General features: G+C 66.7%; 14 protein-coding genes and 1 tRNA gene. 8 read left to right on the top strand and 7 right to left on the bottom strand.

Annotation, left to right across the window (positions count from 1 at the left end; all coding sequences use genetic code 11):
- Nucleotides 1-24: 24 nt before the first annotated feature.
- Nucleotides 25-101 (bottom strand) — tRNA-Pro (locus tag GTZ97_RS14420).
- A 58-nt stretch (nucleotides 102-159) separates the two neighbouring features.
- Between GTZ97_RS14420 and GTZ97_RS14415 the strand changes: the two genes are divergently transcribed.
- Genes GTZ97_RS14415 through GTZ97_RS14400 form a run of 4 tightly spaced genes read left to right on the top strand, consistent with a single transcriptional unit; the run spans nucleotide 160 to nucleotide 3,278 of the window.
- Nucleotides 160-918: an MlaE family ABC transporter permease gene (locus GTZ97_RS14415; RefSeq protein ID WP_161651342.1), complete on the top strand. Its 759-nt coding sequence runs from the start codon at nucleotides 160-162 to the stop codon at nucleotides 916-918.
- A 1-nt stretch (nucleotide 919) separates the two neighbouring features.
- Entirely contained in the window at nucleotides 920-1,672 is a 753-nt protein-coding gene (locus GTZ97_RS14410) for an ABC transporter ATP-binding protein (protein WP_161651341.1), read from the top strand.
- Nucleotides 1,669-2,643, top strand: coding sequence for an MlaD family protein (locus GTZ97_RS14405; protein ID WP_161651340.1), 975 nt, complete (start codon nucleotides 1,669-1,671; stop codon nucleotides 2,641-2,643). The genes GTZ97_RS14410 and GTZ97_RS14405 overlap by 4 nt, the downstream gene beginning before the upstream one ends.
- The gene (locus GTZ97_RS14400; RefSeq protein ID WP_161651339.1) at nucleotides 2,640-3,278 is read left to right on the top strand and encodes a PqiC family protein; all 639 of its coding nucleotides are present in this window, start codon (nucleotides 2,640-2,642) and stop codon (nucleotides 3,276-3,278) included. Before GTZ97_RS14405 ends, GTZ97_RS14400 begins: the two co-directional genes overlap by 4 nt.
- Here GTZ97_RS14400 and hrpA read toward each other — a convergent pair.
- Nucleotides 3,263-7,201: an ATP-dependent RNA helicase HrpA gene (gene hrpA, locus GTZ97_RS14395; protein ID WP_161651338.1), complete on the bottom strand. Its 3,939-nt coding sequence runs from the start codon at nucleotides 7,199-7,201 to the stop codon at nucleotides 3,263-3,265. The genes GTZ97_RS14400 and hrpA overlap by 16 nt on opposite strands.
- Before the next feature lie 37 nt (nucleotides 7,202-7,238).
- Here hrpA and GTZ97_RS14390 point away from each other — a divergent pair, with 37 nt between their 5' ends.
- The 4 genes from GTZ97_RS14390 (at nucleotide 7,239) to GTZ97_RS14375 (ending at nucleotide 11,847) form a co-directional block, all read left to right on the top strand.
- Nucleotides 7,239-8,720, top strand: a complete 1,482-nt coding sequence (locus tag GTZ97_RS14390; RefSeq protein WP_161651337.1) for an amidase — start codon at nucleotides 7,239-7,241, stop codon at nucleotides 8,718-8,720.
- A 70-nt stretch (nucleotides 8,721-8,790) separates the two neighbouring features.
- Nucleotides 8,791-10,173 carry an amino-acid N-acetyltransferase gene (argA, locus tag GTZ97_RS14385; RefSeq protein ID WP_161651336.1) on the top strand — a complete coding sequence of 461 codons (1,383 nt, stop codon included), beginning with the start codon at nucleotides 8,791-8,793 and terminating at the stop codon, nucleotides 10,171-10,173.
- Between the two features lie 18 nt (nucleotides 10,174-10,191).
- Nucleotides 10,192-10,464: an oxidative damage protection protein gene (locus GTZ97_RS14380; RefSeq protein ID WP_161651335.1), complete on the top strand. Its 273-nt coding sequence runs from the start codon at nucleotides 10,192-10,194 to the stop codon at nucleotides 10,462-10,464.
- Nucleotides 10,465-10,656: 192 nt separating this feature from the next.
- Nucleotides 10,657-11,847, top strand: coding sequence for an SGNH/GDSL hydrolase family protein (locus tag GTZ97_RS14375; protein WP_161651334.1), 1,191 nt, complete (start codon nucleotides 10,657-10,659; stop codon nucleotides 11,845-11,847).
- Nucleotides 11,848-11,860: 13 nt separating this feature from the next.
- Here the strand turns inward: GTZ97_RS14375 and GTZ97_RS14370 are convergent, their stop codons facing one another.
- The 5 genes from GTZ97_RS14370 to GTZ97_RS14350 form a co-directional block, all read right to left on the bottom strand.
- Nucleotides 11,861-12,817, bottom strand: a complete 957-nt coding sequence (locus GTZ97_RS14370) for an alpha-E domain-containing protein (RefSeq protein ID WP_161651360.1) — start codon at nucleotides 12,815-12,817, stop codon at nucleotides 11,861-11,863.
- A gap of 110 nt (nucleotides 12,818-12,927) precedes the next feature.
- Nucleotides 12,928-14,364, bottom strand: coding sequence for a circularly permuted type 2 ATP-grasp protein (locus GTZ97_RS14365; protein ID WP_161651333.1), 1,437 nt, complete (start codon nucleotides 14,362-14,364; stop codon nucleotides 12,928-12,930).
- A gap of 158 nt (nucleotides 14,365-14,522) precedes the next feature.
- Nucleotides 14,523-15,482, bottom strand: a complete 960-nt coding sequence (locus tag GTZ97_RS14360; RefSeq protein ID WP_161651332.1) for a transglutaminase family protein — start codon at nucleotides 15,480-15,482, stop codon at nucleotides 14,523-14,525.
- A complete protein-coding gene (locus GTZ97_RS14355) occupies nucleotides 15,479-18,094 on the bottom strand; it encodes a circularly permuted type 2 ATP-grasp protein (RefSeq protein ID WP_161651331.1) in 2,616 nt (871 codons plus the stop codon). The genes GTZ97_RS14360 and GTZ97_RS14355 overlap by 4 nt, the downstream gene beginning before the upstream one ends.
- A 14-nt stretch (nucleotides 18,095-18,108) precedes the next feature.
- On the bottom strand, nucleotides 18,109-21,642 hold the full coding sequence (locus GTZ97_RS14350) for a transglutaminase family protein (protein WP_161651330.1): 3,534 nt from the start codon (nucleotides 21,640-21,642) through the stop codon (nucleotides 18,109-18,111).
- Nucleotides 21,643-21,726 lie beyond the last annotated feature (84 nt).

Below are 21,726 nucleotides of genomic sequence, written 5' to 3'. Positions count from 1 at the left end.
CGGCGAACCGTCGGCTTTCTTGTTTGGTCGGGGCGGCGGGATTCGAACTCGCGACCCTCTGCTCCCAAAGCAGATGCGCTACCAGGCTGCGCTACACCCCGAAAAGCCCGCATTGTACATCGGGTCATCGCATCTGGATCCGGTGCACACTCTGGGGTCATGAACCGTTGGTTCTTCTACCACCCCATCGCGCTGACGGGCGCCACCTTGCTGGCACTGGCGCAAGGCATCGGGTCGGGCTGGCGCTTCCGCCGGGCCGACCTGCTGCGCGTGCTGATGGCCGCCAGCGTGCAGGCGCTGCCCATTGTGCTGGTGGTCAACGTGCTGGTGGGCGCCATCATCGCGTTCGTGGGCGCCATCCAGCTCATGCGCTTCGGCGCGGGCATGTATGTGGCCGATCTCGTGGCCATCGCCATCTCGCGCGAGATGGCTGCCGTCATCACGGCCGTGGTCATGGCCGGGCGCACGGGCGCAGCGTTTGCGGCCGAACTGGCATCGATGCAGGCCAACGAAGAAATCGACGCACTGGAGGTCATCGGCCTGCGGCCGGTGCCGTTTCTGGTCGTGCCCCGGGTCATCGCCATGGTGGTGATGTTGCCGCTGTTGTACGGTTTTGCCTGTCTGGCCGGGTTGGCGGGAGGCTATGCCGTCGGTGCGGCGCTGGCTGATCTGCCTTCGGCCGTGTTCGTGCAGCGCAGTCTGGACGCCCTGAGTCTGGCCCACCTGGGCCTGGGCTTCAGCAAGTGCATCGCATTCGGCATGTTGATTGCCCTCGCTGGATGCCACCATGGCCTGCACGCACCACGCAGTGCGGCCGGGGTGGGCCAGGCCACCACCCATGCCGTGGTGACCGGGATCGTGGGCATCATCGCGCTGGATGCCTTGTTTGCGGTATGCGCCAATGCCCTCGGAATCTGACATGAGCCTGCTGGTGGTCGAAGATCTGCGTCTGCAATACGGCTCGCGGCTGGTGCAGCAGGATGTGTCGTTCGAAATCGAAGCCGGGACCATCTTCGGCATCCTCGGCGGCAGCGGCTGCGGCAAGAGCACGGTGCTCAAGAGCCTGGTGGGCCTGCTGGCGCCTTCTGCGGGCCGCGTGCGCTTCGAGGGCGAGGACTACTGGCATGCGAGCGACACCGCACGGGATGCCATGCGATCCCACATGGGCATGCTGTTTCAGAGTTCAGCCCTGTGGTCGTCGATGACGGTGCTGGAGAACGTCATGCTGCCCATGTCGCACTTGATGAAGTGGCCGGCCGACGAATGCGAGGCCCGCGCCATGGAAGTGCTGGGCTGGGTCGACATGGCCGAGGCCCGCAACCGGCTGCCAGCCGACCTCAGCGGCGGCATGAAAAAGCGCGTGGGACTGGCCCGCGCCATTGCCACACAACCGCGCATCCTGTATCTGGACGAGCCCTCGGCCGGCCTGGACCCGATCAACGCCGTGAGGCTGGACGAGCTGATCCTGTCCATCCGCGAGCGCACACAGGCCGCCATCGTCATCGTGACACACGAGCTGCCCAGCATCTATGGCATCGTGGACGACGCAATCTTTCTGGATGCCGCCACCAAGCGCCCGATCGCCCGTGGCAAGCCCGCGACGTTGCGCGACGAGGTCATGCACCCGACGGTGCAGGCCTTCATGCACCGCAAGGAGGTGGAGACAACATGAAGCGACATGCCTTCTGGGTCGGCGCGTTTGCCCTGGCCGCGGTGGCGATGATCGTCGCCGGGATCCTGAGCGTCGGCCGCAGCGACTGGTTCAATCGCAACCACCAGGCGGTCGTCTACTTCGGCGGCAGCGTCAAGGGGCTGTATGTGGGCGCGCCTGTCACCTTCCGAGGGGTCAAGATCGGCGAGGTCACGCGCATTGGCGTCGAGGTCGACCGCCAGACGCTGGCCACGCGCATTCCGGTCGAGCTCAGCCTGAGCACGACCGACGCGCTGCGCATCGAAGACCGCCACAACCCCGATGCGCCGCTGGACCTGCGCGAACTGGTCAAGCGCGGGCTGCGCGCGCGGCTGTTCATCCAGAGCTTCGTGACCGGGCAGATGGGGGTGGAGCTGGATTTCCGCGCAGACACGCCGGCCACCCTGCAGGCTGCGTCTGGCCGCCTGCCCGAAATACCCACTGTTCAGGACAAGCTCGACGCGCTGATCGCGCAGGTGCAGGAACTGCCGGTGGCCGACCTGATGGCGCGCATGATCCGCACGCTCGACACGCTGGACCAGACGCTGCAGACGACGCAGCGCACGCTGCAATCCGGCAGCCAAGATCTGCGCGAGACCGCCGCGCAGGCGCGCGAAACCCTCGCCACAGTGTCGACCGTGTTGACCACGCTGCAGGGCCAGACGAACCAGACACTGCAGTCGGTGCAGCAGCTTGCCGACGCATCGCGCCACACGGTCGAGGGCGTGCAGCCCGAACTGAAGGCCACGCTGGAGCGCACGCGCCAGGCGGCCGACAGCGCCCAGCTGGCCATGAACCAGTTGGTGGAGATCAGCGCGCCCGGCGCCCCGGTGCGGGCGGATCTGGAGGCCGCGCTGGCCGATCTGGCACAGACCAGCCGCAGCCTGCGCTCGTTTGCCGATCAGCTTGATCGCAAGCCCAATGTGCTGTTGTTTGGAGGAGACGGCCAATGACCACGCGCACCTCACCCCGTTCGCCTCTGGCGACGCGGCTCGCTTTGACGACGGCTGCGCTGGCGCTGGCCTTGGCCGGTTGCGCGAAGCCGCCCCCTCCCCGGGCGTGGCTGTCTTTGCCCACACTGCCCGTGGCACCTGAACGCAGCTCCCCCGCCGGGGCCTTGAGCGCCGACGCGGTCACTTGGATCGTGCAACGCGTGCGGGTGCCTGAGTATCTGCAGTCCACGCAGGTGCGCTTCCGCGATGCGCCCCATGTGCTCGCCGAATGGCCCAACGTGCGCTGGGCTGAACGGCTGGAGGTGAACCTGGGCCGCCATCTCAGCCAGCACCTGTCCGCCGCGATGCCCCCTGGCACCGTGTGCGAAGCGCCTTGCCGGCCCTCGGCCACGCCCGGCAGCGTCTGGGTGAGCTACCAGGCGCTGGATTACGTACGGGCGCAGCGCGAGGTCGTGGCCCTGGTGCAATGGGAGCGCGTCGTACCCGGCCAACCGCCGGTCGCCCAGCAATGGCAACTGCGCGAGCCGGTCGCGGTGGACAGCCCATCCGGCCAGGCTGACGCCATGGGCCGGCTGAACCAGGCCTTGGCGCGGCGCATCGCGGCCACGCTGACTGGCGCTCAAGCGCCCAACTGAGCCCAGGCCTTCTCCAGCCGCTTGAGGCTCACGGGCTGGGGCGTGCGCAACTCCTGCGCGAACAGGCTGACGCGCAGTTCTTCCAGCAGCCAGCGAAACTCGTCCAGCCGTGCATCGTGGGTGCCCTTGCGCTCGGCCAGGCGCCGTGTGTAGCGTTGGTCCAGCGGCCGCAACTCGGTCATGCGCTGGCTATCGCGGGCCGGATCGCCCTTGAGCTTGTCCAGCCGCAGCGTGATGGCCTTCAGGTAGCGCGGGAAATGCTGCAGTTGCGCATACGGCGTCTGGCTCACAAAGCGCTTGGGCATCAGGCGCTGAAGCTGCGCGGCGATGTCGTCCGCCACGTCCTTCGGCGGTTTGGCGTCTTTGAGCTTGCGCACGGCCGCCGCGTACTCGGTCAACACCGTGCCAGCCAGCCGGGCCACCTCCTGCGCGATCAGGTTCAGGCGGGTGCGACCCTCTTCGACACGGGCCTTGAAGCTGGTGGCATCGGTGGGCAAGGGGTCTGACAGATAAGCGCGGTCCAGCGCCACCTCGATGATCTGGTCGCGCAACTCGTCGGCCGTGCCCAGCGGCATGTAGGCCATGGCCATCTTCTGCAGATCGGGGATGTTCTTCTCGAGGTACTTCAGCGGCTCCTTGATCTGCAGGGCCACGAGCCGCCGCAGGCCGGCGCGGTGTCGGGCCGCGGCCACATCGGGCTCGTCAAAGATGTCGATCTCGACGTGGGCGCCCTTGTCGATCAAAGCCGGAAAGCCGATTAGCGTGTGGCCACCGCGCTGAATCTCCATCAGCTCGGGCAGCTCGCCGAAGGTCCAGTCGGTCAGCGGCGTGCTGGCCGACGCGGCGGGCGCGTCGCCGGCGCGCTTGTCGGGGCTCGTGCCAGCGGCTGGGCCCTTTGCCACCTTGACCGAAGGCGTCGAAGGCATCGAAGGGAAAGGAGACTGAGGCGCCGCAGCATCGCCTGCCGCGACCACCTCTTTGGCCTTGAGCGCCGCCAGCGCCTGAAACGCGCCACGCGCCAGTGCGCCCAGCTCAGCCTTGAGCGCCGGCAGATTGCGGCCCATGCCCAGCTGTCGGCCATGTTCATCCACCACGCGGTAGTTCATGAACAGGTGGGGCGAGAGCATGTCCAGCTTGAAGTCGTTGCGCTTCACATCCAGCTGGGTCCGGTCGCGCACGGCCTTGAGCAAGCTGTCCATCAGGCTGCCCTGGCCAAACTCGGCCGACTGCACAAAGCCCTCGGCGTAGTCGGGCAACGGCACCAGCCGGGCGCGCGGCTTCTGATGCAAGCTCTTGACCAGCGCCAGCACCTTGTCTTTCAGCATGCCCGGCACCAACCATTCGCCGCGCTCTTCGCTGACCTGATTGAGCGCATAGATGGGCACGGTCACCGTCACGCCATCCCGGGCATCGCCCGGCTCATGCAGGTAGGCTGCCGCGCAGTCCACACCGCCCAACCGGATGTATTTGGGGAAGGCCGCACTGGTGATGCCCGCGGCCTCATGGCGCATGAGCTCTTCCTTGCTGAGGTAGAGCAGCTTGGGGTTCTCGCGGCTCGCCTGCTTGTACCAGCGCTCGAAGCTGTGACCGCTCATCACCTCGGGCGGGATCTGCGCGTCGTAGAACGCGTAGATCAATTCATCGTCGACCAGCACGTCCTGCCGACGCGACTTGTGTTCGAGTTGCTCGACCTGGCTGATGAGCTTGCGGTTGTGCGCCAGGAAGGGCAGGCGCGTGTCCCACTCCTGCCCCACCAGGGCCTCGCGGATGAAGATCTCGCGCGCCTCGCGCGCGTTGACCAGGCCGTAGTTGACGCGCTTGTTGTTGTAAACAACCAGACCATAGAGCGTGGCGCGCTCCAGCGCCACCACCTCGGCGGCCTTCTTCTCCCAATGCGGCTCGAGCAACTGCTTCTTCAGCAGGTGCTGTCCCATGAAGACCAGCCACTGCGCATCGATGTTGGCCACACCACGGCCATACAGTTTGGTGGTCTCGACCAGCTCGGCCGCCAGGATCCAGCGCCCCGGCTTCTTGCTCAGGTTGGCGCCTGGGTGCTTCCAGAACTTGATGCCGCGCGCGCCCAGGTACCACTCGTCATCGTCGCTCTTGCAACCCACGTTGCCGAGCAGGCCGGCCAGCAGCGACAGGTGCACCTGCTCGTAGGTCGCGGGCGTGCCATTAAGGCGCCAGTGGTGCTCGGCCACCACGGTGTGCAACTGGTTGTAGACGTCCTTCCACTCGCGCACGCGGCGTGGGTTGATGTAGTTGTCGCGCAGCAGGGCTTCGTACTTGCGGTGGCTGAGCTTGTGTTTCTCTGGCGCACCCGGCTCGTGGTGCCCATGCCCGCCGCGCGATTCGTCCAGCCACTTCCACAATTTCAGCGTGCCCATGAACTCCGACTTCTCGTCGTCGAACTGCTTGTGCTTGGTGTCGGCCTGCTGTTGCTGGTCAATGGGACGGTCGCGCACGTCCTGCACGCTCAAGGAAGCGGCGATCACCAGCACCTCGGCCAGGGCCTGACGGTCCTTGGCCTCCAGAATCATGCGGCCCACACGCGGATCAAGCGGCAGGCGGGCCAGGTCCATGCCCAGTTTGGTGATCTGGTTGTCGTCGTCGACCGCGCCCAGCTCGTTGAGCAACTGGTAGCCATCGGCAATGGCCTTGCGCAGCGGCGGCTCGATGAAGGGAAAGTCCTCCACATGCCCCAGATGCAGCGACTTCATCCGCAGGATCACCCCGGCCAGCGAGCTGCGCAGGATCTCCGGGTCGGTGAAGCGCGGGCGCGCGTTGAAGTCTTTCTCGTCGTAGAGACGGATGCAGATGCCGTTGGCCACCCGGCCGCAACGGCCAGCGCGCTGGTTAGCCGCCGCCTGGCTGATCGGCTCGACCTGTAGCTGCTCGACCTTGTTGCGGAAGCTGTAGCGCTTGACACGCGCGCTGCCGCTGTCGATCACATAGCGAATGCCGGGCACGGTGAGCGAGGTTTCAGCCACGTTGGTGGCCAGCACGATGCGCCGACCATTGCCCGGCTGGAACACGCGGTCTTGCTCTTGCTGGCTAAGGCGCGCAAACAGCGGCAACACCTCGGCCACGATGCGCTCATGGGCCAGGTGCTTGCGCAAGTGGTCAGCGGCTTCACGGATCTCGCGCTCGCCCGGCAGAAAGACAAGAATGTCGCCACTGCCCTCACGCCAAAGCTCGTCCACGCCATCGGCAATGGCCTCGTTCAGGCCGTACTCGCGGCTTTCTTCGAACGGGCGGTAGCGTTGCTCGACCGGAAACAGCCGACCCGACACCAGGATGATCGGTGCAGGCCCTTTGGCTGATTCGAAGTGCCTGGCGAAGCGCTCGGCATCGATGGTGGCCGAAGTGACGATGACCTTGAGATCCGGCCGGCGCGGCAGCAGCTGGCGAATGTAGCCCAGCAGGAAGTCGATGTTGAGGCTGCGCTCGTGGGCCTCGTCGATGATGATGGTGTCGTAGGCCTTGAGGTCCGGATCGCCCTGGGTTTCGGCCAGCAGGATGCCGTCGGTCATCAGCTTGACCGAGGCGCCAGGCTGCAGCCGGTCCTGGAAGCGCACCTTGTAGCCCACGACCTCGCCCAAAGGCGTGTTGAGCTCTTCGGCGATGCGCTTGGCCACGCTGGAGGCCGCAATCCGCCTCGGCTGGGTGTGGCCGATCAGCTTGGGCCGCTTGCCATGCTCGCGCACCTGACCCCAGCCGCCCCGGCCCATGGCCAGCGCGATCTTCGGCAACTGCGTGGTCTTGCCCGAGCCGGTTTCACCGCAGACGATGATGACCTGATGGTCGCGCAGGGCGGCCTCGATCTCATGGCGCTTGCCGCTGACGGGCAGGCTTTCCGGAAAGGTGATGGCAGGCAACACGGGAAACAAGGGGGATGACAATCGGCAAAAGTGCCGCATTATCCGGCGGTGTGCTTCCACGAGCCAGGTTTTCACCATGCAGTTTGATGACTACGTTCGGCACGACGCCACCGGATTGGCCCAACTCGTCCGCCAGGGCGAAGTCCACCCCAGCGAGTTGCTGGAGACCGCGATCGAGCGCGCCGACGCCACACGCGCGCTCAACGCCATCGTGCGCCGCCTCGACGATCGGGCACGCGCCACCGCGCGCGGCCCGATCGACCCGCAAGCCCCCTTTGCCGGCGTGCCCTTTCTGGTCAAGGACCTGTTTCAGGACATGGCCGGGCTGCCCTCGTCCTGCGGCAACAGGGCGCTGATGCAGACGCCCGCCCCCGAAGACAGCGACGTGGTGCGCCGCTGGCAACAGGCCGGGTTGGTGATCTTCGGCAAGACCAACACCCCCGAGTTCGGCGCACGCAACGTGACCGAGCCGCTCGCATGGGGGCCGGCGCGCAACCCCTGGAACCCTGATCACACGCCCGGCGGCTCGTCCGGGGGTTCGGCTGCCGCCGTGGCAGCCGGCATCGTGCCCATGGCAGGCGCCAACGACGGTGGCGGCTCCATCCGCATCCCCGCTGCGGCCTGCGGCCTGTTCGGGCTGAAGGCCGGGCGCGGCCGCATCTCGATCGGCCCGATGATGGCCGAGGGCATGAACGGCGCCGCCGTGCAAGGCATCGTCTCGCGCAGCGTGCGCGACAGCGCCGCCATGCTCGATGTGCTGCAGGGCCCGGAGCCCCACGCGCCGTATCACATGGCCGCCCCGGCGCAGCCCTACGCCGAACTGATCCGTCGCCCACCGCGCTCGCTGCGCATCGGCTACACAAAAGCCTCGCCCATCGGCACACCCGTCGACCCGCAGGCCGAACAGGCCGTGGACCACGCCGTGCGCCTGTTGAGCAGCCTGGGCCATGACGTGGAAGAGGTGCCCTGCCCCTTCAACGGCGTACAGCTGGCCGAAGACTTTCTGCTGGCGTGGTTCTGCGCGCAGGCGCTGCTGGTCTCCGTCGTGCAGGCCGAAACCCAGGCCGGTGAGGACGCCTTCGAGCCCGACACCCGCATGATGGCGGCGGTGGGGCGCAGCGTCTCGGCCGTGGAGCTGCTGGCGTGCGAGGCGCGTTGGAACGACCACATCCGCGCACTGGCGCGCTTCCACGCCACGCACGACATGTGGCTGAGCCCCACGCTGAGCGCGCCGCCCGTGGCCATCAACGCACTGAAGACGCCCTGGGCCCTGGAGCAGCTCAGCAACATGGTGGCCAAGGTGGGCCTGGCCGGCTACCTGCGCAACACCTCGGCCTTCAAGACCACGGTGCTGCACAACCTGGGATGGACGCCTTACACCCAGCTGGCCAATCTGACCGGCCGCCCCGCGATGTCGGTGCCGCTGTACTGGACGCCCGACGGCCTGCCCCTGGGCGTGCAGTTCGTCGCCCCGCTGGATGGCGAAGGCACGCTGCTGCAGCTGGCCGCCCAGCTGGAGCAGGCCCAGCCCTGGTTCGACCGTCGCCCAAGCCGCTGATCCGCATGCCGGCGGCGGCGCCCTGGCGCGCGATCCCGTACCATTGAGGATTGATTACGTCTGCAAGCGCATGGATCTGGTCTTTCCTCATCTCTTCGTGCCCTGGTTTCGCTCGGTGGCACCCCACATCCATGCGCACCGTGGCAAGACCTTTGTTGTCGGCCTCACGGGCGAGCTGATCGCCGCTGGCAAGCTGGCCGCCTTCGTGCAGGATCTGGCCCTGATGCACGCCATGGGCATCCGCCTGGTGCTGGCCCACGGTTTCCGTCCTCAGCTCGAGGAACAACTGCGCACCAAGGGCCACAGCTCGAAGTTCAGCCACGGCATGCGCATCACCGACGAGACCGCACTCGACTGCGCGCAAGAGGCCGCCGGCCAGCTGCGCTACGAAATCGAGGCGGCGTTCTCGCAAGGTCTGCCCAACACCCCGATGGCCGGTGCCTCGATCAGCGTGATTTCGGGCAACTTCGTCACCGCGCGCCCAGTGGGCATCGTCGACGGCGTGGACTTCATGCACACCGGCCTGGTGCGCAAGATCGACGCCATGGCGGTGCGCCGCGCGCTGGATACCGGGGCGCTGGTCATGCTGTCGCCATTTGGCTTCTCTCACACCGGCGAGGCCTTCAACTTGAGCATGGAAGACGTGGCCACGAGCGCCGCCATTGCGCTCAAGGCCGACAAGCTGGTGTTCGTGACCGAGGTGCGCGGCATCCTGCAAAGCATCGTGGCGCATCCGGCCCGCGCAGCCGAACTTGAGGCACGCCAGCACGATCCGGACGAAGAGATCGACCAGGAGCTCGCGCTGGCCGACGCCAAGCGTCTGCTCGCCGCGCTGCCCAACCCGCTGCAGCCCACCGACACAGCCTTCTACCTGCAACACGCAGTCAAGGCCAGCGAAGGCGGCGTCGAGCGGGTTCACATCATCCCGTACAAGGTCGATGGCGCGCTGCTGATGGAGGTCTTCACCCACGACGGCGTGGGCACCATGATCGTTGACGAGAAGCTGGAAAGCCTGCGCGAGGCCACGCCCGACGACGTGGGCGGCATCCTGCAGCTGATCGAGCCCTTCGAGCAGGACGGCACGCTCGTCAAACGCAGCCGCACCGAGATCGAACGCGACATCGCGCAATACACCGTGATCGAGCACGATGGCGTGATTTTCGGCTGCGCTGCCCTGCACGCCTACCCCGAGGCAGGCACGGCCGAGATGGCCGCGCTCACGATATCGCCGGCCGTGCAAGGCCAGGGCGACGGCGAACGCATCCTCAAGCGCATCGAACAGCGCGCGCGCGCAATGGGCCTGTCGACACTGTTTGTATTGACCACGCGTACCATGCACTGGTTCATCAAACGCGGCTTCGCACCGGTCGACCCGAGCTGGTTGCCCGAGGCCCGCAAGCGCCATTACAAATGGGACCGGCGCTCACAGGTGCTGGTCAAGCAACTGAAGTAAACCTGACTCTGATTCACCATGGCACGCACCATTCATTGCAAGCACCTCAACAAGGAAGCTGACGGACTCGACTTCCCGCCTTACCCGGGCGAACTGGGCAAGCGCATCTACAACGAGATCAGCAAGGAAGCCTGGCAACTCTGGATCAAACACCAGACCATGCTGGTCAATGAAAACCGGCTGAATCTGGCCGATGCCCGGGCGCGCCAGTATCTGGCCCGCCAGATGGAGCAGTTCTTCTTCGGCGCCGGCGCCGAGCAGGTGCAAGGCTACGTGCCCCCGTCGCAGTGACAGCACCAGGCTGACGCGCTCCACCAGCTTCGTCAGCCCCTTGACCCAGCGGCGATGCCGGTCACGCTCAAGCGGGTGGCCGGTGTTTCCCTGAGGCGGCGGGCTTTGTACAAGACGCCGCCGCGACGACATGGCACGCTCAACGGATTGCATTGCACACCATCCGATTGAGCCTGTTGCGGAGCCCCTGCCATGTCCGTTTCCATTCCGTCGTCCGTCCGACCCGCCCTGCTGTCCTTGGCCCTGGCGGCCCTGACCATTGGCGGCACGCTGGCCCCGCGCCCGGCCCACGCGCTGACGACCGATCCCATCCCGTTTGCCTTCCTGACCGCCGTCGACGTGGTCGCCACACCTGAGACGGTGTACCTCACGGCCACCGCAGGCCCGAGGACGTGGCAATCGCTGATCGACCTGGGGGCGCCCTTTCTGTCGCCCTACGCCGAAGCATGGCGGCAGTACGCGCTGAACCGCGCGCCACGCCTGACGCCTCGCGCCACACCGCCGCGGCCCCCGGCCATCACCATCCCGAACAGCTACACGCAGGTGATCTCGTTCGGCGACAGCATGAGCGACACCGGCAACATGTTCGAGGTGACGCGCAAGATCGGTGGCGTGGGCTTCCCCACTGCGCCCAACGACCGGGGCCGCTTTGCCGATGGGCAGGTGGTGGTCGAGGTCATGAGCAATGCGCTGAACCGCCCGCTGCTGAACTACGCCTTTGGCGGTGGCCAGTCGGGGCGCGGCAACCTGTTGCCCCTGCTGGCGCTGCAGCATGGCATGCTCAAGCAGATCGATGACTACATCGCCAACCTGGGCACCCCCTGGACACGGGCCGACGGCAACGCGCTGTACGTGTTGTGGACCGGCCCGGATGACTTCTACTGGGGCAACAACATCTACCTGCGCTCCACCGTCTGGAGCGTCACGGCCAACCTGCAGCAGGGCATGACCACGCTGTACAAACGCGGGGCGCGCCATTTCTTCGTGCCCGAGATGCCCGACCTGAGCATCACGCCTTCCGCGCGCGAGCATGCGAAGCTGCAACGCACCTACATGACCGATTCACGGGCGCGCAGCAGCGAACTGGCACAAGCCGTCCAGGCCATGTTGCGCAACTTCGCCAGGCAGTATCCGGACGCCACCGTGCGCAGCTTCCCCACCTACACCTACTCGCAGCAGCGGGTGGCGCAGGCCGCAGCAGAGGGCTACAACGTGACGACCCCCTGCTACACGCCGGCCTACATGGGCCTGCCTGGCACCGTGTGCGCTGATCCGACCCGCCACCTGTTCTGGGACACCAACCATCCGACCGAGGCCGGCGCCATGGTGCTGGGCACGGCGTTCGCCGAGGCCATGCTCAACGCGCCGCTGCCGTCGCGCTGAGCCAGTTCGGCGATCAAGCCGGCATCAGGAAGTCGCGGCTGATGCCATAGCCCAGGTCGCTCACCCGGTCGAGGAACTGCGTCAGGTAGGCGTGCAGGCCGGTGGCCACGATCTCATCTATGCGACCGAACTGCAGGTCGGCCCGCAAGCGGCCCGCTCGGCGCAGCGTGTCGTCGCTGTGGTCGTTGGCCACGGCTTCGAGGTTGGCCACCACCTCGTTGACACAGGCCAGCAAGGAACGCGGCATGTCGGGCCGCAGGATCAGCAGCTCGGCCACCTTTTCGGGCCGGATCACGTTGCGATAGACCTTGCGGTAGACCTCGAAGGCCGACACCGAGCGCAACACGGCCGACCAGTGGTAGAAGTCGACTTCCTTGGCCTCGTTGCCCACGCCCGTGCCGAAGTACTCGGTGTTGCGCGCATGGAACTTCACATCGAGCAGCCGAGCGGTGTTGTCAGCACGCTCGAGAAAGGTGCCGATGCGCTGGAAGTGAAAGGACTCGTCCTGCAGCATGGTGCCCAGCGTCACGCCGCGCGACAGATGTGAACGGAACTTCACCCACTCGAACAACTCGGCTGGGTCCTTGGCCAATGCGCCGCTCTTGAGCAGGCGGTTGAACTCCAGCCAGGTCTGGTTCATGGTTTCCCAAACCTCGGTGGTCAGTGCGCCGCGCACCGCGCGGGCGTTTTCGCGCGCCGCGCGCAGGCAGTTGAAGATGCTCGACGGGTTGCCGGGGTCGCTCACCATGAAAGTCATGACGTCGCGCGCGGTGATGCCATCGTACTTGGCCTGGTACTCGCCGCTCAGCTCGCTGATGCTCAACAGGCCGCGCCAGCCCGTCAGGGCCGCTTCGCTGGACTGCGGCAGCAGCGAGGTCTGGTAGTTGACGTCCAGCAGACGCGCGGTGTTCTCGGCGCGCTCCATGTAGCGGGCCATCCAGAAGAGGTGGTCAGCAGTACGGGACAGCATGGGCTTGGTCTCCAGATGGGCGGCCCGTCGGCGTGCGGGGCCCGGGGTGTGGGTGAGCAGATGGGGCGGCAGACGCGTTTCGATGCGCTCGTTGAGCATGGCTGGCCCTCCTAGTTTTCGAGCACCCAGGTGTCCTTGGTGCCGCCGCCTTGAGAGCTGTTGACCACCAGCGAGCCCTCTTTAAGGGCCACGCGGGTCAGCCCGCCGGGCACCATCTGCACCTCCTTGCCGGAGGACAGCACGAACGGCCGCAAATCGATGTGGCGCGGCGCTATGCCGCTTTCCACATAAGTGGGGCAGGTCGACAGCGACAGCGTGGGCTGCGCAATGTAGTTGCTCGGGTTGGCCAGCAACACCTTGCGGAACGTTTCAACCTCGTCCTTGGTGGCCGCGGGGCCCACCAGCATGCCGTAGCCCCCAGCGCCGTGCACCTCCTTGACCACCAGCTCGGCCAGGTTGTCCAGCGTGTACTTCAGGTCATCGGGCTCGCGGCAGATGTAGGTGGGCACGTTTTGCAGGATCGGCTTCTCGCCCAGATAGAACTCGATCATCTTGGGCACGTACGGGTAGATGGACTTGTCGTCGGCAATCCCGGTGCCAAAGGCATTGGCCAGCGTCACGTTGCCGGCTCGGTAAGCGCGCAGCAGCCCGGCCACACCCAGCGTCGAGTCCTTGCGGAAGACCTCGGGGTCCATGAAGTCGTCGTCCACGCGGCGGTAGATGACATCCACGCGCTGCGGACCGCGGGTGGTGCGCATGTAGACGAAGTCGTCCTTGACGAAGAGGTCTTGCCCCTCGACCAGCTCGACCCCCATCTGCTGGGCCAGGAAGGCGTGCTCGAAATAGGCCGAGTTGTACATGCCGGGCGTGAGCACCACGGCGGTGGGCTCGTTGACGCCGGCCGGCGCCACGGCGCGCAGCGTGTCGAGCAACAGGTCAGGGTAATGCGCCACCGGCGCCACGCGGTGCTCCGAGAACAACTCGGGAAAGAGCCGCATCATCATCTTGCGGTTCTCGAGCATGTAGCTCACGCCGCTGGGCACGCGCAGGTTATCTTCCAGCACGTAGTAGGTGCCGCTGCCGTCAGGGTTGCAGGCCCGCACGATGTCGATGCCGGCGATCACCGAGTAGATGCCGCCGGGCACGTTCAGCCCCATCATCTCCTTGCGGAACTGGGCGTTGTGGAGCACCGGCTCGGCCGGGATGACGCCGGCCTTGAGAATTTCCTGGTCGTGGTAGATGTCCTGCAGGAAACGGTTGAGCGCCGTGACACGCTGCTTGAGCCCCTTTTCCATCTCGCGCCACTCGGCGGCGGGGATGATGCGCGGAATCAGGTCAAAGGGGATGAGGCGCTCGGTGCCCGAGCCGTCCTCGTCCTTGTCGCCATAGACCGCGAAGGTGATCCCCACACGGCGGAAGATCATCTCCGCTTCTTCGCGCCGCGACCGCATCTGTTCGGCGGGCTGACGGCCCAGCCAGCGATCGTAGGTCTTGTAGTGGGCGCGCACCTCGGCGCCACCTGTGTGCATCTCGTCGAAAAATCGCATCGAGGATCCCCGAACCGGGTGAAGTAGCTGCGGTCACCCTGGCAGATGCATGGACTGTGCCAGCTTGTGAGCAAGGCAAGCGGATGTGGCACAGGTTTCGGGCGCGCCCAAGGCATCCTGCCACCAATCGGGGCAGTTTGTCACCACTTTGGTGCAGTTCAAACAGCCGGGCTACCCGGTATGTCTTGCAGCCGGGTGGTAACGCGCACCAAAAGCGTGTGCCGACCGCCGCCTCGGATCACTCCCCGCAGGGGCGTCACGTCGCCGAAGTCGCGCCCCTGGGCCACGCGGACGTGGTGCCGTCCCGGGACACAGTCATTGGTGGGATCCAGATCAAGCCACTCGCCCGCAGTCTGGTGCGCCAGACCGGGCACCCAGACGCTGACCCAAGCATGCGAGGCGTCGGCCCCGACCAGCGGGGCCTGGCCGGGCGGCGGCTGGGTGAGCAGGTAGCCGCTCACGTAGCGCGCCGCCAGTCCCCATGAGCGCAAGCAGGCGATCATCAGATGGGCGAAGTCCTGGCAGACGCCCTTGCGCTGACGCAGCACTTCCACGACCGGCGTGGAAATGTCAGTCGACGCGGGGGCATACTCGAAATCCGCATGGATGCGGTGCATCAGGTCGAGCACTGCCGCCACCAGCGGACGCTCAGGCCGCAGCGACACGTCGGCATAGCGCTTGAGCTCGGACTGCACGGGCGCATAAGGCGAGGCGAAAAGGAACTCGCTGGCGGGCACAAATGGCGCCTGCGCGCGGTAGACCAGGCGCTCGCGCACGTCGGCACACCGGGGGCCCGCTTCACGGTCGAGTCCTGCATAGCGCTCGCGCACCGCCACCACACTGCGGGCCACCACCTTGAGTTCATGGTGCGGCGCGTGCAGCGCAAAGTAGGCGCGGCTGTTGCCATGCACATCGCGCCGCAGGCTGTGCTGCGCTGGCGCAGGCGAGACGGCCATGTCGAACTGCAGCAGCGTCTGTCCGGCATCGCTCAGCGGCCGCAGGCAGGCGATGTGCTGCGCCTGGTCGACCGGCTGCGCGTACTCGTAGCAGGTCTCGTGTTCGACGGTCAGGCGGGCGACCTCGGATGCGGCGGGCACATCTGGCAGCAGCGTGGTCATGCACTCACCATGGCATCGTTGGGCTCGGCGTGGGCGAAGTACAGCCGCCCCACTTCGTCTGACAGGCGCCAGCCGGCGTCCAGCAAGCGGTTGAGCATGCCCATCACAGCGTCGTCACCGCGAGCGGGGTCGCAAAGCTCCGGCAGGCCCAGACCCACGCCCTGATGTGGCAGCAGCGCCAGCAGATCGGCCGTCTCCATGCCGCGCGCAGGCAGCTTGCCGATCTCGGTGCGCAGGCGACGAAGCACGCAGGCCAGCGCGCGGGGGTTGGCCTCATCCAGCACCAGCAGCGCCAGCAGGGCCGGCGTCTCAAGCCGCCGCTGAAACCGGGCGCGGAAGGTGATGGCGCTGTCAAACAGATCGAGCAGCAGGTCAAAGCCCTGCGGCTGGTTCAAAGCCCCTGCCTCCCAGAACGCCTTGAGCATGCCGGTGTGGGCCACAAGACGCTCGGTGAGCCGCCCTACCGTCAGCAAGCGCCAGCCAGCATCGCGCGTCATGCGGTCGGACTGGGCGCCCGTGGCGGCCGACAGCAGGGTGGCGAGGTGATCGAGCGCATCCTGGATGGCCGAAGGGTCGCTCGGCAGGGGCGTCCCGGAGGTCGGCTCGCCCGGTGCCATTGCCGCCAACTGCTGCTGGAAATCCTCGCGCATCTGGCGCAGCAGGCGGCCATGCGCGGGCGACAGGCGCTCGCGCAGCGCCTGCGCCGCGCGCTCGATGGCGGCCAGGTTGAAGCCGATGCTGTACGCGCCGCCGCCGGCTTGTTCGTCCTGCAGCGCATCAAGCACAGCACGCTCGAACACGCGTGGCGACTTCACCAGATCGGGCACGCCGCTGGGCACCAACCCGTTGCTGTGAAACAAGGCCGACAGGGCTAGCAGGGACGCGGGATGGGGATCGTCGTCGCTGGCGCGCAGGTCGACCAACGCCTGCACCAGTCGCAGTTGCAACTCAGCCCGCTCGGTGTAGCGCCCCATCCAGAAGAGGTTCTCGGCGGTGCGGCTGGCCACCGGACGTTGGCGCTGCACCAGATCATCCAGCCGCAAGCCGCGGCTGAGCATCGAGAAGGTGTCAACCGGCCCTTCGGTCAACACCCAGGTGTCGAGGCTGGATCCACCCAGTTGCATCGAAACCGGTCCGGAGTCGCGTGTGGCGATGCGCGTCATGCCGCCGGGCAGCACATGCCAGCCGCCCTCGCCATCGGCCAGCGCATACACGCGCAGCGAGGCGCTGCGCATGCGCACCACCCCACCGTCCCACACCGGCGTCTGGGCATAGGGCTGGAAGCGCTGCAGCGTGTAATCGGCAGGCCGGCGGCTGATGCGGTCGCGCCAGGCCGCGAGTTGCGGCTCGGTCAGCGTGCGCGCCACGACCGCATCTGCACCCGCGCGCAACGCATCGTGCCCGAAGCCGACCGTCGCCTGCAGCGGAAAACTCGGGCGGATCACATGTTCGACCAGCTCGTCCTGTACGGCGCCCCACACGGCCGCCTCGCCGCACCACCACGTAGGCAGCGAAGGCAAGGCCAGCGGCTCGCCCAGCAGGTGCTCTGACAAAGCGGGCAGGAAGCCATGGATGGCAGGCGACTCGACAAAGCCGGTGCCCAGCGCGTTGGCAAGGACCACGTTGCCCGCCCGTACCGCCTGCATCAGACCGGGCACGCCCAGCGTGGAGTCGGCGCGCAGCTCGAGCGGGTCGCAGAAATCGTCGTCCAGTCGGCGCAGCAAGCCATGGATGGGCTCCAGCCCCTGCACGGTCTTGAGGAACACGCGCTCGTCACGCACCACCAGATCGCCGCCTTCGACGAGCGGCAGGCCGAGGTAACGGGCCAGGTAGGCGTGCTCGAAGTAAGTCTCGTTGAACGGACCAGGCGTGAGCAGCGCCAACCTGGGCGCCTCCTGGCCACTGCAGGCGGCGGCCAGCCGGCTGACGTTGTCCACCATGCGCCGGTAGCTTCCGGCCAGGTGCTGCACGCTCATTTGGCGGTAAGCCTCGGGAAAAAGCCGAGAGACGATGAGCCGGTTCTGCATCACATAGCCCAACCCCGAGGGCGCCTGCGTGCGCTGCGACACCACCCACCAGGCCCCGTCGGGGCCCCGCACCAAGTCAAAGGCCATCACATGCAGGTAGACGTCGCCTGGCGGGCGCACACCATGCAGGGCGCGGGTGTAGCCAGGGTGCCCCAGCACGAGCGCGGCGGGCAGCATGGCGCGCTGCAGAAGCGCCTGCTCGCCGTAACAATCAAGCAGGATCTCGTTGAGCAGCCGCGCGCGTTGTGCCACGCCCCGCTCCAGTGCGCGCCACTCCTGGGCGTCCACGATGCGAGGCAGCACATCAAGCGACCAAGGCCGGCTCGGCCCCGCATCGCCATAGACGTTGTAGGTGACGCCGTCTTCCCTGATCTGCCGACTGAGCAACTCGCGACGACGCTCCAGATCGTCGAGCGGCGCTCCCAGATGGGCCGCAAACTGCCGCCAGGGTGCACGCAGGCTGCCGTCTTCCTCACGCAGCTCGTCATGGTGGCCCCCATCGGCAGGCCGGGCGCGGCGCAGCAGATCCTGCGCCACCTGAGGCGCGGGAACGGGATCATCAAACAACTGCAGGGAGGAAGACATTCAGGCAACCGGCGTCAGGCCGCCGTCTTGGCGCGCCGCAAATCCAGTGTAAGCGGATGCTCGATGCCCGGCATCAAGGGTTTGACCAGCATCTTGCCCGGCGTGTGGCCCATGCGGAAGAAGCGCGCCAGCCGACGACTCTCGGCCTCGTAGGCGTTGATCGGGAAGGTGTCGTAGTTGCGACCGCCAGGATGAGCGACGTGGTACTGACACCCGCCGATCGAACGCTGCAGCCAGCTGTCGACGACGTCGATGGTCAGCGGTGCGTCGACGCCGATGGTGGGATGCAGGCAAGAAGGCGGCTGCCAGGCCCGATAACGCACCCCCGCAACGAACTCGCCCACGCGCCCGGTGGGGTGCAGCGGCAACACATGGCCGTTGACCGTGACGACATGGCGGTTGCCGTTGAGGCCGGTCACCCGCACTTCGACGCGCTCCATCGACGAGTCCACGTAGCGCACGGTACCACCCGGCGCCCCCTCTTCGCCCATCACGTGCCAGGGCTCCAGCGCGTTGCGCAACGTCAACCTCAGCCCGCCGACGGCGATGTCGCCGATGAAGGGGAAACGGAACTCGAGATGCGGCGCAAACCACTCAGGCTCGAAGGCGTAGCCGGCCTGATGGAGCTCGGCCAGTACGTCGGCGAAATCCTGCTCGACAAAGGCCGGCAGCATGAAGCGATCGTGCAAGGCAGTGCCCCAGCGGGTCAAACGCTGCGCGCCGTGGCCGGTGTAGGGCTCGCGCCAGAACCAGGCGATCAGCGCACGCAACAGCAGTTGCTGCACCAGGCTCATCCTGGCGTGCGGCGGCATCTCGAACGCACGCAGCTCCAGCAGGCCCAGGCGGCCGGTCGGCCCGTCCGGCGAGTACAGTTTGTCGATGCAGAACTCGCTGCGGTGGGTGTTACCGGTCGCGTCGATCAACAGGTTGCGCAGCGTACGGTCGATCAGCCAAGGCGGACACTGACCCCAGATGGCCAGCTGTCGCTCGATCTCCTTCAGGCCGATCTCGACTTCGTACACCTGGTCGGTGCGGGCCTCATCGATGCGCGGCGCCTGACTGGTCGGACCGATGAACAGACCCGAGAACAGGTAGGACAGAGAAGGATGGTTGTGCCAGAAGGTCAACAACGACGCCAGCAGGTCAGGCCGGCGCAGGAAGGGGCTGTCGGCCGGCGTCGCCCCGCCCAGCACGAAGTGGTTGCCGCCCCCCGTGCCGGTGTGGCGGCCGTCGACCATGAACTTCTCGGTGGACAGCCGCGTTTCGTGTGCGGCCTGGTAGAGGAACTCGGTGTGGTCCACCAACTCGTCCCAGTCATGCGCGGGATGGATGTTCACCTCGATGACGCCGGGATCGGGCGTGACCTGCAGCACCTTCAGCCGCGGGTCGCGTGGGGGCGGATAGCCTTCCAGCACGATGTGCATGCCCAGCTCGGCCGCAGTGGCCTCAACAGCGGCAAGCAGGTCGAGGTAGTCGTCCAGGCTGCTCAGTGGCGGCATGAACACATACATCACGCCCCCGCCTGGGCCCTCGGTCTCGACCTTGGGGCCGCTGGCCCGGTCGGGGTTGCGCACTTCCACGCACAAGGCCGTGCGGGTGATCCAATGGGCCGACTCGAAGCGCTCGGGGCGTTTGTCCGGCGCCACGGTCGCCCTGGCGCTGCTTGGATGGCCTTGCCCCAGGTGCGCCGATGGATTGGCTGGCAGGCTGCCCCACTCACCATTGACGCCTTCGCTGGCACCGTGGCGCAGCCCCAGCGCCTGCTGGGTCACGGTGCCGCCTTCGGCAAACCCGCCTCCGACCTGGTGGGCGCCGTACTGGGCGCGCAGTTGCCCCGCATCGGGCAAGGCCTCCTTGGGCGAGAAGGGATCGTGGGCATGCACAAACGGGTAGTCCCCCCGTGTTACCCAGGGTAAGGAATCCAGCGGCAGCCGGTAGCCCATGGACGAATCGCCCGGGATCAGGTACATGCGCTCGTCCCGAAAGAACCACGGCCCGGTGATCCAGCGCGGGCCCACCGTGCCGACACCCCAGTCGCGCTTGAGCGGCAGCGCATAGCCGACCTGATGGTTGAGCCCTTGGTCGAACACGCGGCGCAGGCGCACGCGCTCGAGCTCATCGTCGAGCCGGGCATCGAGCGGGTCGACGTTGACCGGCAGTCGACGCTCGCGCCACAGGTAGTACCAAGTGTCCTCGTAGCCCGTCTGCACGTGGGCCGTCCCCACGCCGAGCCGGGTGGCCAGGGTGTCGATGAACAGCTTGGCGTCCTCGGTGGTGTAGTGCACGCTGTTGCGCTCGTCGGCGAACAACGAGGGGTCATGCCAGCATGGCTGGCCATCGGCTCGCCAGAAGATCGACAGCGCCCAGCGCGGCAACTGTTCGCCGGGATACCACTTGCCCTGGCCGAAGTGCAGAAACCCGCCCTCGCCATAGCGGGCGCGCAGTTTGTGCACGAGTGTGGTCGCCAGGCCCCGCTTGGTCGGGCCGAGGGCGTCGGTGTTCCACTCAGCACCATCGCGGTCGTCCACGGATACAAAAGTGGGCTCGCCGCCCATGGTCAGGCGCACATCGCCTTGCTGCAATTGCGCATCGACTGCCCGGCCCAGCGCATCCACCGCCTGCCACTGGGCATCGGTATACGGTTTGGTCACGCGCGGACTCTCGTAGATGCGCGTGATGGCCATGTGGTGATCAAACTCGCATTCGCATTCGTCCACCGCGCCCGTGACGGGGGCTGCCCCCGTCGGGTCGGGCGTGCAGGCCACAGGAATGTGGCCCTCGCCGGCCAGCAAGCCCGAGGTCGGATCCAGCCCGATCCAGCCCGCACCCGGTAGAAAAACCTCACACCAGGCGTGCAGGTCGGTAAAATCAACCTCCGTACCTGACGGGCCATCCAGTGCGGCCACATCGGCCTTGAGTTGGATGAGATAGCCGGACACAAAGCGTGCCGCCAGCCCCATGTGGCGCAGCGCCTGCACCAGCAACCAGCCGGTATCACGGCATGAGCCGGACTTCAGCGTCAGTGTCTCTTCCGGCGTCTGCACGCCGGGCTCCATTCGGATGGTGTAGGCGATCTCGCGCTGCAGCCGCTGGTTCAGCCCCACCAGAAAATCGATGGTGCGCACCTCGTCGGCACCAGGCACTTCTATGCTGTCGAGGAAGGCCTGGAAGGCCGGCGCGGGCTCCACCTTGGCCAGATAAGGCTGCAGGTCATGCAGCGAGGCTGCGTCGTAGGTGAACGGATAGTGCTCGGCGTGCGGCTCGAGAAAGAAGTCGAACGGGTTGTAGACGGCCATTTCGGCCACCAGATCAACGGTGATCTTGAACTCGGTCGTCTTCTCCGGGAACACCAGGCGGGCCAGGTGGTTGGAAAACGGATCCTGCTGCCAGTTGATGAAGTGCACCACCGGCTCGACCCGCATCGAGTACGACAGGATGCGCGTGCGACAGTGTGGCGCGGGACGCAGCCGGATCACCTGAGGCGACAGGCTGACGGGACGGTCATAGCGGTAGTGGGTGACGTGGTTGAGGGCGACGTGGATGGACACTCGGATCTCCGGCAGAAGTCACCCGCCAGGTCGAGCGGGCGCCACCCATGGCACACGCAAGTTATGGGCCAAGTTGGTGCACGC

The organism is Aquabacterium fontiphilum, assembly GCF_009909205.1.
GTDB classification, from domain to species: domain Bacteria; phylum Pseudomonadota; class Gammaproteobacteria; order Burkholderiales; family Burkholderiaceae_C; genus Aquabacterium; species Aquabacterium fontiphilum.
This window is presented reverse-complemented; position numbering and strand designations above follow the sequence as displayed.